Source organism: Planktotalea sp., from assembly GCF_049680325.1.
Lineage (GTDB): Bacteria > Pseudomonadota > Alphaproteobacteria > Rhodobacterales > Rhodobacteraceae > Planktotalea.
The window spans coordinates 1-13,391 of the sequence record NZ_JBAUHO010000215.1; the positions used below are offsets into that span (position 1 = coordinate 1).

Here is a 13,391-nt window from a genome sequence, read left to right on the forward strand (position 1 = left end):
TCGCTGATGTGGCAGAGTATTGCTACACGAACATCCCGAAATGGAACCCGATGAACGTGTGTTCCTACCACCTGCAAGAGGCCGGCGCGACGCCTGAGCAGGAATTGGCCTTTGCTTTGGCGACAGCGACTGCGGTTCTGGACGAACTGCGCCCGCGCGTTCCAGCGAGCGATTTTCCAACGCTGGTTGGTCGCATTTCTTTCTTCGTGAACGCGGGCATTCGTTTCGTGACCGAGATGTGCAAAATGCGCGCTTTTGTGGACCTGTGGGATGAAATTTGCCGCGACCGCTACGGCGTTGAAGACCCCAAGATGCGCCGTTTCCGCTATGGCGTTCAGGTGAACTCCCTTGGTCTGACCGAGCAGCAACCAGAGAATAACGTATACCGTATCCTAATCGAAATGCTCGCAGTGACACTTTCCAAGAACGCGCGCGCGCGCGCTGTTCAGCTGCCCGCGTGGAATGAAGCGCTTGGACTGCCGCGCCCATGGGATCAGCAATGGTCGATGCGCATGCAGCAGATTTTGGCCTATGAAACCGACCTTTTGGAATTTGACGATCTGTTCGATCAAAACCCGGCCGTTGATCGCAAAGTTGAAGAGCTGAAAACAGGCGCGCGCGCAGAACTTGCGAACCTCGATTCAATGGGCGGCGCGATCAGCGCGATCGAATATATGAAATCCCGACTGGTGGATAGCAATGCGGATCGTCTCAACAAGATCGAGCGCAATGAAACTATCGTGGTCGGCGTCAACAAATGGCAACAGGGCGAACAATCGCCGCTGCAAACCGAAGATGGTGGTATCATGGTTGTTGATCCCGCGGTCGAAGGCGAGCAGATCGAGCGCCTGAACGCATGGCGCGCCTCGCGCGATCAGGATGCGGTAAATACAGCGTTGGCCGCGCTGCGCGAAGCCTCTTCTAAAGGCGAGAACGTCATGCCCGCCTCTATCGCAGCTGCGAAAGCAGGTGTCACTACGGGCGAATGGGCAGCGCAAATGCGCGCGATCCATGGCGAGTATCGCGGTCCGACGGGCGTGTCTGCTTCTGTGTCCAACAAGACCGAAGGTCTGGACGACATTCGCGATGCCGTGAATACAGTCAGCGACAAGCTGGGCCGTCGCCTCAAGTTCCTTGTGGGTAAGCCGGGTCTGGACGGGCATTCCAACGGCTCCGAGCAGATCGCCTTTCGCGCACGCGATTGCGGCATGGATATCTCCTACGATGGCATCCGCATGACACCGGAAGAGTTGGTAACGTCTGCCCTTGAAACGCAGGCGCATGTGGTTGGTTTGTCGATCCTGTCCGGCAGTCATATACCTCTTGTGGAAGACATGATGCAGCGGATGCGCGATGCTGGCCTAGGCAATGTGCCCGTCATCGTTGGCGGCATTATCCCTGATGAGGATGCAAAGCGCTTGCTTGCCATGGGCGTAACCCGCGTCTACACGCCCAAAGATTTCGAGCTGAATGCGATCATGCAGGATATTGTCACACTTGCCGACCCTGCGGCTGTCGCAGCGGAGTGATTGACCCTGTGGCGCGGCGGCTTTAGCGTCGCGCCTATGACAAACGATCTAGAAATTCGCGCGCTTCGCGCTGAGGATGAGGCAGACTGGCGCAAGCTTTGGACTGCCTATCTGGAGTTCTATGAAAGCTCCGTTCCCGAGGACGTCTATAAAAGCACATTTGCCCGGTTAATCGACCCGGCGCGCACCAATCAATGCGCAGCAATTGCCTTGCTCGATAGCAAGGCGATTGGACTCGTTCATTGGATCTATCATCCGCATAATTGGAAGATCGAAGATGTGATCTATCTTCAAGACCTTTATGCAGACCCCTCTGCACGGGGCACCGGGGTCGGGCGCGCATTGATTGAACACGTGTATAACGTCGCCGATCACGGCGACACACCAACGGTCTATTGGATGACGCAGGAATTCAACACAACTGCGCGCCTGCTTTATGATCGCATCGCAAGCAAAACAGTTTTCGTGCAATACAAGCGTTGACTCGTTATCCGCTCGGAGTGAAGGAGGCTACAAAATAGCCGCTGCTATGCTCGAATTTCGACAATAACATCGACACCTTTGGCGTACGCAGTTGAAATGGTCCAGTATTGAGGATCGAGCTCGTTGTCCCATTGAAAAAGTTCAACTTAACTCCAACTTGCCCCCGCATAAGATTAGCGGTTGCGTAGACGCCCCCTTGGTAACAGAAGATCGCGCCGTCATAAACTTTTACAGCGACCTGAGGCACGTTTTCCAAGTCAAAACACTCTCCATCTCTGGCTTCTGTAATTTTGGCACGCCCATTAGATTGATTGCTGTCTGAAACACCAGAATTCAACGTATTTTGGGCTGGCGAGGTTGTTGCGGGTGCGCCTCTTTCACCCTTAGGCCCTTCAGGGCCGGGATCGCCAGCCGCACCTTTTTCACCCGGATCACCGCGCTCACCCTTCGGCCCCCTTGGTCCTGTCGGGCCGCGCAGTTCATCTACGTAATCTCGCATCAAGACCTCAGCGACCGCTTCCGCCGAAACCGTAGCGGAGGGGGGCACCACTGCACCAAGCCCTTGGAATTCTCTAAACTCATTGCGCAAAGTCTGGATATCAGCATCGATCTGCGCAACAGTTGCGCCATCGGCTCCCGCTCTGACAGCATCTTGAAGACCTTTCTCCAGCTTTTTGAGATCATCAAGAAAACCAGTGCTCTGCGCAATTAAGGTCTCTTGTTTAAGCTCTAATTTAGCAAGTTTTTCCGAGATATCGAAAATAATGGGCGCCTCGCTAACTTGTCGCGTAACTAAAGAATTCGACCCTAGACTGAATTAGCCGATCACCGCGGCCAAGACTGTGCCAGTTGCTCCAATCACGGCCGCGCCCCTACCCGTCACCCCCATAAAGAAATCCACTTTCCCGCAATTAATACACTGGGATTGACACTAAAGCATGCTGACGTTGATTAACGAGCACTAAATTCACGTGAGGTGATCTATGCAGCCTGTGAAAAAGCAAATACCATTAACCAACCCCGCACTAGGAGAGCGACATGACCATCCACATTGGAGCAAAGCCAGACCAGATTGCCGAAACGGTGTTGATGCCGGGCGATCCTTACCGTGCAAAATGGGCGGCTGAGACATTTCTTGAAAACGCAGAACTTGTGAACGAAGTGCGTGGGATGCTGGGTTTCACAGGAACATGGCGCGGTAATCGCGTGACGATCCAAGGCAGCGGGATGGGCATGCCGTCGCTTTCGATCTACGCCAACGAATTGCTGAAGGACTACGGTGCCAAGACTTTGATCCGCATCGGATCATGCGGCGGGATGCAGCCTCATGTGGGCATTCGCGATGTGATTATTGCAATGACGGCCTCAACCCTTTCCACGCCCTCGCTCGGGTTCTTCAAGGAACTGAACTTCGCACCCTGCGCCGATTGGTCCTTGCTGCGGGCCGCCGTTCACGCTGCCGAAGCGAAAGGGACCAAGACCCATGTCGGCGGAATTTATTCCTCTGATGTATTCTATGACGAGCGTCCTGATCTTAACGAACAAATGGTGCGCCACGGCATTCTAGGTGTCGAAATGGAGGCGGCCGAACTCTACACGCTTGCAGCGCGGTATGACGCGCGGGCGCTGGCGGTTTTGACGGTGTCCGATCACTTGCAAACGGGCGAAGCCTTACCCGCAGCAGAGCGCGAAAGCAGCTTTGGAGAAATGGTAGAGATTGCGCTGGAAGCGGCGTTCGCCTGATCTGTTGTTTGCGAGTGTGTGATGCTCTGGACTGGGGCGCTGCCCCAGACCCCGAGGTATTTAAGACCAGAGAAGCGAGGGCGTGACTAACGCCCGTGGCTTTGTGAATATCCGTTTTTCTGAGGCGAAGACCATTCAGCCAATGCACCTTGCGCAGGGGCAAACACTTCGATCAGCAGTGGGTGGCATTGAGCCGTGTCGCTGGAATGCTGCGAAGAGCAATCGCCGCCCGGGCAGGCGCTAAGCGCTGCAATCAGGTTAATCTCCGCAAAGAGCTCCAGGTAGTCACCCTGGCGCACAGGGCTTGCCTTCATGAAATACTGCCCTGTATCGCGGGTGAACCCTGTACACATGAAGACGTTGAGCACATCATGCACATGAGGTTCAGCCTCGCTCAACGAAATATCCAAGAGATCGGCAAGAGCACGCGTCAGGTTCGAATGGCAGCAATGGTGATACTGGCTGCCTTGCAAAAGATTGCCAGTATAGGGATCGCACCGCGTGCCAATTACATCATGGACCGAGCCGCCAAAGCGATCCATTCCGTACCACCCGAGCGTGTCTTCGGTGATCGTCGCAATAGGACGTAAGTGCGGAAAACTGCTCCACATCTGCTCGCCCGTAGTAAGGTGCGTTCCGTGAAGTGCGCGGGTCTTACCAGAATAGAAACGCTCGCTTAGATCATCGGCATTCCACAGATTGAGATCGCCGACTTGTGGCCCCGTAGGGCAGGAAATGCGGAAGAAATGCCCTGCGGGAATGGCAATACATGCCGCCTCACGCGGAGCGGCGATCACTTCATCAACCTTTTGTGCGTTTTTGCGTGCTCTTGCGTAAAGTTCAAGTTCGGGGATGGGAAGCGTCTCTGTGGGATAGCAAATGACCGGCTCAACAGCGCGGCGCGCTTCGGCATCTGCGGGTGCATTGTAAGGCATCAGGCGGTTTCCATTACTGTCGCGCCCAACACTTTGGGCAAGTGATATCCAAACTCTAACCTGTTATCGCCTTCGTCAATTCAAGCGAAGACAGAACCAGCGTTCGTTGCAGAATTGATACCCGAAGCATGGTGCCTATCGGCTGCTATAGCCCGCGTTTTCAAACCGACCGACCACAGGCACGGCCAGAGAAAATGCAGCCCCCGAGAAATGTCCCTTCCAGTGCGTTGTATCCGTGATACCCGCCGCCGCCGAACCCGGCGACCTCACCTGCCGCGAAGAGCCCGTCAAATGTGGAACCATCTTCGCGAAGCACTTGGCCTGCGAGGTTCGTGTGCAGGCCGCCAAGAGACTTGCGCGTGAGGATATTCAAGCGCACAGCGATGAGCGGGCCAGCCGTTGGGTCAAGCAAACGATGTGGTTTTGCGGTTCGAATTAGGCGATCGCCGCGATATGCACGCGCACCCCGTATCGCAGTGATTTGTGCGTCCTTTGCGAAAGGGTTGCCGATCTGCGCATCGCGCGCTTCGATCTGGCTGCGCAGGTGCGCTGGATCGAGTGGCACATCAGGGGTCAACGCGTTCATCCCGCTGACCAGCTGTTCCAACGTCTCTGCGACGACGAAATCCTCGCCCTTTTGCATGAATGCTTCAACGGGTGCTGGTGCCCCCTTACCCAAGAGCCGCGCCTTTAGCACTTCGAGCCATTTGCCCGACGTGATATCCGGGTTCTGCTCCGATCCAGACAGTGCAAACTCCTTTTCGATGATCTTCTGGGTAAGGATAAACCAGCTGTGACCGTGACCCGTGCTAAGAATGCGTTTTAGCGTGCCAAGGGTGTCAAACCCGGGAAGAAAGGGCGCTTCCATCCGCTCGCCCAATGCATCGAACCACATAGAGGACGGGCCAGGCAGGATGCGAATTCCATGATTGGGCCAGATCGGATCCCAGTTTTTTAGCCCTTCGGTATAGTGCCACATACGGTCCGCGTTGATGATACCTGCACCTGCGGCATTTGCCGCGCGCTGCATTTGACCATCGACATAGTCAGGAACGCCGGCAACCATGGTTTGCGGGGCATTGCCCAGCCTTTCTGTAGGCCATTGCTTGCGCACCATTGTATGATCGCCGCCAATGCCACCCGTCGTTAGAATGACAGAGTCTGCAAGAAATTCGAAAGCTCCGCTGACCGTGCGATTGGTGCTATGCCCGCGCTCGGCCGGATCGTCCTGCAAAACATCGCCGCGCACACCGCAGGCACGTCCATTCGTGACTATCAACTCGCTTACTCGATGGCGAAAGGCAAAGGTCAATTTTCCTGCGGCCTGCGCCGCCCGCACCAACCGTTCGAACGGGGCGACTGTTCCCGGCCCTGTGCCCCACGTCATATGGAACCGAGGGACCGAGTTGCCATGCCCATGCGCCATCGCACCGCCGCGTTCAGCCCAACCGACAATCGGAAACCAGCGGTAGCCTATACCATGAAGCCATTCGCGCATTTCACCAGCGGCAAAGTCCAGGTAGGCCTCAGCAACGGCCTTTGGGTTGGCATCCTCGGCGCGGTCGAACTGCGCGCTGCCCATCCAATCGCTTTGCGCAAGTGCATGGCTATCTCGAATGCCCATGCGACGCTGTTCCGGCGTATCGATCATGAACAAGCCACCAAGTGACCAAAACGCTTGCCCGCCGAGCGATTGCTCGCCCTCCTGATCTAGCAGAATAACCGAGCGCCCGCGCGCCACAGCTTCGCTCGCTGCGACCAACCCGGCCAGCCCTGCACCGACGATGATGACGTCTGCCTGTGCTTTCCCGCTCATGTCATTCTCCCTTTGTTGGGCTTACTTTAGCAGTTGGCACCCATCACGCCAGTGGCCTTTCGTAAACAAAAAAGCCCCGCGACCTTTCGGTGCGGGGCGTTTTCAATTCGATGCGAACCGCGCCGTTTATACTGTACGCTCGACCATCATCTTTTTGATCTCGGCAATTGCTTTCGCCGGGTTCAGACCTTTGGGGCAGGTCTTTGCGCAGTTCATGATCGTGTGGCAACGATAGAGTTTGAAGGGGTCTTCAAGCTCGTCCAAACGCTCGCCCGTTGCCTCATCGCGGCTGTCGATGATCCAGCGGTAGGCGTGAAGAAGCGCCGCTGGTCCAAGGTAGCGATCGCCATTCCACCAATACGAGGGGCACGACGTTGAGCAGCACGCGCACATAACGCATTCATAAAGGCCATCAAGTTTTTTGCGATCGCCGATAGACTGCTTCCACTCTTTCGCAGGGCGGTTTGTCTTTGTTTCAAGCCACGGCATGATCGACGCGTGCTGTGCATAGAAATGCGTCAGATCGGGGATCAAATCCTTAACCACAGGCATGTGTGGCAGCGGGTAGATTTTCACGTCGCCTTTTATCTCATCCATACCGTAGATGCAGGCAAGTGTGTTGATGCCGTCGATGTTCATCGCGCAAGAGCCACAAATGCCTTCGCGGCACGAACGGCGGAACGTTAGCGTTGGATCGATTTCGTTCTTGATCTTGATAAGCGCATCCAAAATCATCGGGCCGCACTCGTCCATATCAACCCAATAGGTATCAAGGCTCGGGTTTTTCCCGTCATCAGGGTTCCAGCGATATATCTGGAATTTACGCAAATTGGTCCCGCTGGACGGTTTTGGCCAAGTTTTGCCAGTTGTCATACGCGAGTTCTTGGGGAGGGTCAGTTCTACCATCGTCTCACTCCTTTAAAGAAACAGGCCTAAGCCGTTTTTTGAAATGCACTGCACCGTGTCGGGACGCGATGCGATTGTCGTTACCGTTTCCACCGTTGACGGGGTCACCCCTGTCGCTGCGGCCTTGGCAATGTCGAAAATTTCGAAGCGTGTCGCATTATCGATTACACAATCGGTGATCGGTGATGCGTTCACGCCCGGAAACTTCTGCGCCACGACGCCGTTCACCACGCCCTTTGCACTTTCGCGCGCGACAGTGTCAGCAGTTTCGTTTGCAGCCTGACAGCCACCAAGCGCAATCGCCGCACCAATGAGCAGAGCAAGGCGCATTAGAATGTCCGCTCTTTCGGTGCGATCTTCTTAAGGCTGATGCCGCCTTCGGCTTCGGTCGTCAGAGGATCGGTCACCACGGGGCGATGGGTCAGCTTAACCTTGCTACCATCAACACGGGAAATCGTGTGAACGCGCCAGTTCTTGTCGTCACGTGTCGCGTAATCCTCGTGCGCATGGGCACCGCGGGATTCCTTGCGCGCCTCTGCGCCGACAATCGTCGCCAATGCGTTTGGCATCAGGTTCGTCAGCTCCAGCGTTTCCATCAGGTCGGAATTCCAGACAAGGCTGCGATCCGTCACCTTCAGGTCGCCGACTTTCGCAGCAACTGCGGTCATCTTCTCAACGCCCTCTTTGAGGGTTTTGTCGGTACGGAAAACAGCTGCGTCGGCCTGCATGGTCTTTTGCATTTCAAGGCGAAGTTCAGCTGTTGGTGTACCGCCGCTTGCATTGCGCAGGCCGTCGAAACGATCAAAGGCAAAATCAACAGACGCTTGGTTCAACGCACTATTGCCAGACTCTGCGTCCACAACCTTGCCTGCGCGGATCGCAGCGGCGCGGCCAAAGACCACGAGGTCGATCAGCGAGTTGGAGCCAAGACGGTTCGCACCATGCACAGAAGCGCAGCCCGCCTCGCCAACTGCCATGAGGCCCGGAACAACGGCGTTCGGGTCTTTTGCGGTCGGGTTCAGCACTTCGCCGAAGTAGTTCGTCGGGATACCGCCCATGTTGTAGTGAACTGTTGGCAGAACCGGAATTGGCTCTTTGTTCACATCAACACCTGCGAAAATCTTCGCGCTTTCGGAGATGCCCGGCAAGCGCTCTGCAAGTGCCTCGGCAGGCAGGTGGCTGAGGTTCAGGTGGATGTGATCGCCCTCTGCGCCCACACCCCGCCCTTCGCGGATTTCCATCGTCATACAGCGCGAGACATAATCGCGCGGCGCAAGGTCTTTATAGTTCGGCGCATAACGCTCCATAAAGCGCTCGCCTTCGGAGTTGGTGAGATAGCCACCCTCCCCGCGTGCGCCTTCGGTGATAAGACAGCCGGAACCGTAGATGCCAGTCGGGTGGAACTGAACGAACTCCATATCCTGAAGTGCCAGACCCTGACGCGCGACCATGCCGCCACCATCGCCCGTGCAGGTATGCGCGGAGGTGGCAGAGAAATAGGCACGGCCATAACCACCCGTCGCCAGCACGACCATCTTTGCGTTAAAGACGTGCATTGTACCATCATCAAGCTTCCAGCAAACCACGCCTTGGCAGACGCCATCGTCGGACATAATCAGGTCAATCGCGAAATATTCGATGTAGAATTCCGCGTTGTTCTTAAGCGACTGGCCGTAAAGCGTGTGCAAGATCGCGTGACCTGTGCGGTCCGCCGCGGCGCATGTGCGCTGCACGGGCGGGCCTTCGCCGAATTCTGTTGTGTGACCGCCGAAGGGGCGCTGATAAATCTTGCCCTCTTCGGTACGCGAGAATGGCACACCGTAATGCTCCAGCTCGTAAACCGCTTTGGGCGCTTCGCGGGCGAGGTATTCCATCGCATCCGTGTCGCCAAGCCAGTCAGAGCCTTTGACCGTGTCATACATATGCCACTGCCAGTTATCAGGGCCCATGTTGGACAAGGACGCTGCAATGCCACCCTGCGCCGCTACCGTATGCGAGCGGGTCGGGAATACTTTGGTTATGCAGGCTGTTCGCAGGCCTTGTTCGGCCATGCCAAGCGTTGCACGCAGACCCGCGCCACCAGCGCCGACCACCACAACATCATAATCGTGGGTTTCATATTCATAAGCTGCCATTGGGACGCTCCGAAACTTAAAGTGCAATGCGGGCGAGGGCAAACAAGCCTGTCGCCGCGAACGCGTAAGCGATGCATGTGAATAGGATGATCAGGAATTTTTTGGTCAACCCGCGTGTGTAGTCTTCAATCACGACCTGCATGCCATGGCGGAAGTGTACCATCGCCACAGTGATTGTCATCGCTGCAATGATAGCGGGAAAAGGTCGTCCGTAATAGGCGAGCACATCCGCATGCGACGATCCCAGTATGCTCCCAAATTGCAAAACGAAAATCGGGATCAAAACGGCAAGGCCAACGGCGCTAATCGTTTGGCGCCAAAAATGGGTTGTGCCAGTGCGAGAAGATCCGCGGTAGGTCGCGCGTTTGCGGTCTGTAAGATAGGCCATCTGCGGTCCCCTTATACAACAATCGCGACGAAGATCGCGAGGATGACCGAACCAGCCACGACGGCTTTGCCCAGCATTTCAGCTTTTTCAATCTCAAAGCCACGGCCCGTGTCCCAATAAAGGTGACGCAAGCCGGACAAGAAGTGATAGCAGACCGCCCAAAGCGCCAGGAACATCACGATGTCCCCGACAAACGAGGTCAAAAGCCAGTTCACGAATTCAAAATACTCTGCACCAGATGCGGCAGCCAACAGCCACCAGATCACGAGCAGCGCCGCGCCAAGCAACGCGATACCTGTGATACGGGCAAAGATGGATGTCACAGACCCCCATTGCGGGCGATAGACTTGCAGATGCGGAGACAGTGGGCGATTGCCACGGTTCACGTCAGCCATTTGCGTTTCCTTTCGGTTCTGTTGCCACTGTTTTATAGCAATTTTTGCGACTGTCACCTGACCTAGACAAATCAAGGCGCGGTTTTTTGGCGCAATTTGCTAGATTTCTTGTTTTTTGTGATCACGCTAGTTTGCCGTGTGATCACAAAATTATCATTCTGTATTCTCGCGATAGAATCGCGGATGGGCCTAGTCACCAAAGGACAATCCAGCCCCGATTTGCTTCGCAGCAAGCCAAACGCTTTGGGGAAGTCAATAGCGGCACCCCTTGTGATCACAAATTTCACGCCCTTTTGAAGGGTGTAATATCACTTCGGAATCAACGCCCAATAGTCGAGATCCAGAAGGACTTGCGGCATGTATTTGCCATTCTCGCCCTTAAGCTCGAACGCAGCGTCGCCCTTGTACGCAACCAATCGCAAGCGGATCGCACCTACGCCTGGAGCATCGGTTTCGGCCTTGTCCAAGACTTCGGACCATGCGCGCACCGTATCGCCACTAAAGCAGGGGTTCGCATGGGCACCGCCATTTAATCCGACGATCATCTGTGCATTCGCAAGTCCGTTGAAGGAAAGCGCCCGCGCCATAGAAATCACGTGACCGCCATAGATCAAACGCTGACCATCATCGCGATTGGTCGCGTCAAAATGGACCTTTGCGGTGTTCTGCCAAAGGCGCGTGGCGATCATGTGCTCGGCTTCTTCAATCGTGACACCATCCACATGGTCAATCGTTTCGCCAATCGCGTAATCGCCCCAGCGATGGGCCTCGCCAGCGAGCGTTGTGTCGTAATTGGTGAAATCAAGGCCCGCGGGAATGCTAAGATCACTTGCACTCAAAGCGCCTTTCAGCTCTGGCACGACTGTTTCAGGCGCAGGCGCATTTACATCGCGCTTGCGCACCATGACCCAACGCACAAATTCCATCACGACCTCGTCGCGCTGGTTACGGCCCGAGGTGCGTACATCGACGACGCCCGTTTTTCCGTTGGAGTTCTGTTTGAGACCAATCACTTCAGAGCTGGAGCGCAGTGTGTCCCCCTCATACACGGGCAACAGCCAGCGACCCTCGGCATAGCCAAGGTTTGCGACCGCGTTCAGTGAAATATCAGGGACGGATTTGCCGAAAACAACGTGGAACGCGGCCAGATCATCGATTGGCGAGGCTGGCAGGCCAGAGGCGCGGGCGAATTCATCTGACGAATAAAGCGCATGGCGCGCAGGATAGAGCGCGTGATAGAGCGCCCGCTCCCCCCCCGAGACAGTCCGCGGCACTGCATGATGGATGACGTCGCCTATGGAATAGTCCTCGAAAAATCGGCCTGCGTTTGTTTTGAGCATTACTGCGCTCCTAATTTCATGTCTGGTGTGTACTCGGCATCGACATCTTTCGTGACGGATTGCCCACACCGCATAATGCCTTTGACGGGGTCAAAAGTCTGCGTGGGCGAGCCGTAAAGCTCCCACCCTTTTGCCAATGCGTCAGAAACCTTGTGGCAAAAGGCCGATGTGTCGTCTTCACTGAGAAAGCGGTAGATTTTGCTCATGGGGTCAGCCTCCAAAGGGCGAAACGCCCAGTGCTAGGTGGATAAGTGCCGTGATCGTAAAAGTCACAAGCGTGATGATAACGAGCAGCTTGTCTTTCTTTGCATCCCCGGGTTCTGGGCGATCCCAAGGCCCGGCGCGGTTAATCAGGATCACCGACCCGACAGCCCAAGCCAGCATGCCGCCGAAGAGGATGAGCGACGCGAGATCACCGTTCACCAGCAGGTGCGCCAAGGCCCAGACCTTTACTGCTGCCAATTGCGGATGGCGCATTTTGCCGCGAAGCCGCCCCGTTGTTGCGCTCATCCCGAAAAGGAAAAACGCACCAAGCATCAGCAAGTTATTGATATGTGTGAAAAACGAAGGCGGCGACCAAACTGGGATAAACTCTGCCCAGCGATAGCCGAATATCATCAACAAGAGGCTTAGAGCGATCGCTGCGGCAACCAGGCCTTTCCCCTTATCACCCATCGCCGCACGCTGCGCCGGCATTAAGCGTTTGAAATAATGGGCAAGGGTCCAAAGAACGAGACCGAGAATCAAAAGGGTCATATTAGGTTACTCCGCTGCAAGGGCTTCAATTGCCTTTGCTTTTGCCAGAGTTTCGAGTGCGGTGGCAACGTGTAGGTTTTCAACGATGCGCCCGTCGACTACTGCAACGCCCTGCCCGCTTGCCTCGACTTCTTCAAAGGCCGCGATCTGACGTTTGGCCAGTTCGATCTCGGCTTCGCTTGGGGCAAAGGCGGCGTTGGTCACATCGACCTGCGCGGGGTGGATCAGCGTTTTTCCGTCAAAGCCCATGTCGCGGCCTTGTTCACACTCGACCTTCAGGCCTTCGTCATCCTTGAACGCATTATAAACGCCGTCCACAATAATCAATCCTTCAGCCTTTGCCGCCAACAGACAAAGCCCGAGCGAGGTCAGCATCGGCAAACGATCCGCCCGGTTGCGACTTTGAAGCTCTTTGGCGAGATCATTGGTGCCCATAACCATGCCCGCCAGTTTTGGGTGCGCAGCGATTGCCGCCGCATTCAGCATGCCGCGTGGGCTTTCCATCATGGCCCAGATCGGCAGATCGCCAGTGATTTTTGCGAGCGCGTCCAGATCGGCAGGGCTGGCGACCTTGGGCAGCAAGATCGCGTCAGCATCCATTTCGGTAACCGCTTTCGCATCATCTTTGCCCCATTCTGTATCTAATCCGTTGATACGCACAATTTTGAAACGCGCGCCATATCCGCCCGCCGCAAGGGCTTCTTTCAGAATGTCACGTGCTGCGTTCTTTTCTTCCACAGGCACAGCGTCTTCCAGATCGAAGATGATCGCATCCACAGGCAAATTACGTGCTTTATCCAAAGCGCGTGGCTTGGAACCTGGAATATAAAGAACCGAGCGATAGGGGCGTTGACGCATGTCCATGGGAATCTTCCTCGCAATAAAGTTGCGCGTAAGTGGCCCTTTATTTGCATTTCATTCAAGCCCTAAATGCCGCGATGCAGCAAATATCGCTAAAATGCGAC

At 55.5% G+C, this 13,391-nt stretch carries 15 protein-coding genes; 3 read left to right on the top strand and 12 right to left on the bottom strand.

Annotated features, from left to right (window positions below):
* A partial coding sequence (locus WBC85_RS09745; RefSeq protein ID WP_424435992.1) for a methylmalonyl-CoA mutase family protein occupies positions 1-1,529 on the top strand: 1,529 nt, incomplete at its 5' end.
* Positions 1,530-1,565: 36 nt separating this feature from the next.
* Positions 1,566-2,012 carry a GNAT family N-acetyltransferase gene (locus WBC85_RS09750; protein ID WP_424435995.1) on the top strand — a complete coding sequence of 149 codons (447 nt, stop codon included), beginning with the start codon at positions 1,566-1,568 and terminating at the stop codon, positions 2,010-2,012.
* Between the two features lie 4 nt (positions 2,013-2,016).
* On the opposite strand, the gene WBC85_RS09755 is transcribed toward WBC85_RS09750, so the two are convergent.
* A complete protein-coding gene (locus WBC85_RS09755; protein WP_424435998.1) occupies positions 2,017-2,511 on the bottom strand; it encodes a collagen-like triple helix repeat-containing protein in 495 nt (164 codons plus the stop codon).
* Between the two features lie 539 nt (positions 2,512-3,050).
* Between WBC85_RS09755 and deoD the strand changes: the two genes are divergently transcribed.
* Positions 3,051-3,755, top strand: coding sequence for a purine-nucleoside phosphorylase (gene deoD, locus WBC85_RS09760; protein WP_424436001.1), 705 nt, complete (start codon positions 3,051-3,053; stop codon positions 3,753-3,755).
* 86 nt (positions 3,756-3,841) lie between these two features.
* Here deoD and WBC85_RS09765 read toward each other — a convergent pair whose 3' ends face one another.
* The 11 genes from WBC85_RS09765 to WBC85_RS09815 all read right to left on the bottom strand — a co-directional run bounded on the left by WBC85_RS09765 (position 3,842) and on the right by WBC85_RS09815 (position 13,290).
* Complete coding sequence (locus tag WBC85_RS09765; RefSeq protein WP_424436005.1) at positions 3,842-4,690, bottom strand: urea carboxylase-associated family protein; 849 nt, start codon at positions 4,688-4,690, stop codon at positions 3,842-3,844.
* 160 nt (positions 4,691-4,850) lie between these two features.
* Positions 4,851-6,506: an FAD-binding dehydrogenase gene (locus WBC85_RS09770; RefSeq protein WP_424436008.1), complete on the bottom strand. Its 1,656-nt coding sequence runs from the start codon at positions 6,504-6,506 to the stop codon at positions 4,851-4,853.
* 126 nt (positions 6,507-6,632) lie between these two features.
* Positions 6,633-7,412, bottom strand: a complete 780-nt coding sequence (locus WBC85_RS09775; protein ID WP_424436011.1) for a succinate dehydrogenase iron-sulfur subunit — start codon at positions 7,410-7,412, stop codon at positions 6,633-6,635.
* A gap of 12 nt (positions 7,413-7,424) precedes the next feature.
* Positions 7,425-7,742, bottom strand: coding sequence for a succinate dehydrogenase (locus WBC85_RS09780; RefSeq protein ID WP_424436014.1), 318 nt, complete (start codon positions 7,740-7,742; stop codon positions 7,425-7,427).
* Positions 7,742-9,547 carry a succinate dehydrogenase flavoprotein subunit gene (sdhA, locus tag WBC85_RS09785; RefSeq protein ID WP_424436017.1) on the bottom strand — a complete coding sequence of 602 codons (1,806 nt, stop codon included), beginning with the start codon at positions 9,545-9,547 and terminating at the stop codon, positions 7,742-7,744. The genes WBC85_RS09780 and sdhA overlap by 1 nt, the downstream gene beginning before the upstream one ends.
* Before the next feature lie 16 nt (positions 9,548-9,563).
* Complete coding sequence (gene sdhD, locus WBC85_RS09790) at positions 9,564-9,935, bottom strand: succinate dehydrogenase, hydrophobic membrane anchor protein (protein WP_424436020.1); 372 nt, start codon at positions 9,933-9,935, stop codon at positions 9,564-9,566.
* A gap of 11 nt (positions 9,936-9,946) precedes the next feature.
* The gene (gene sdhC, locus WBC85_RS09795) at positions 9,947-10,330 is read right to left on the bottom strand and encodes a succinate dehydrogenase, cytochrome b556 subunit (protein ID WP_424436023.1); all 384 of its coding nucleotides are present in this window, start codon (positions 10,328-10,330) and stop codon (positions 9,947-9,949) included.
* A 308-nt stretch (positions 10,331-10,638) separates the two neighbouring features.
* The gene (locus tag WBC85_RS09800; RefSeq protein ID WP_424436026.1) at positions 10,639-11,670 is read right to left on the bottom strand and encodes a MaoC family dehydratase; all 1,032 of its coding nucleotides are present in this window, start codon (positions 11,668-11,670) and stop codon (positions 10,639-10,641) included.
* Entirely contained in the window at positions 11,670-11,876 is a 207-nt protein-coding gene (locus WBC85_RS09805; protein WP_424436029.1) for a DUF1737 domain-containing protein, read from the bottom strand. The genes WBC85_RS09800 and WBC85_RS09805 overlap by 1 nt, the downstream gene beginning before the upstream one ends.
* Positions 11,877-11,880: 4 nt before the next feature.
* Entirely contained in the window at positions 11,881-12,426 is a 546-nt protein-coding gene (locus WBC85_RS09810; protein WP_424436032.1) for an NnrU family protein, read from the bottom strand.
* A 6-nt stretch (positions 12,427-12,432) separates the two neighbouring features.
* Positions 12,433-13,290: an HpcH/HpaI aldolase/citrate lyase family protein gene (locus tag WBC85_RS09815; protein WP_424436035.1), complete on the bottom strand. Its 858-nt coding sequence runs from the start codon at positions 13,288-13,290 to the stop codon at positions 12,433-12,435.
* Between the last annotated feature and the right edge of the window lie 101 nt (positions 13,291-13,391).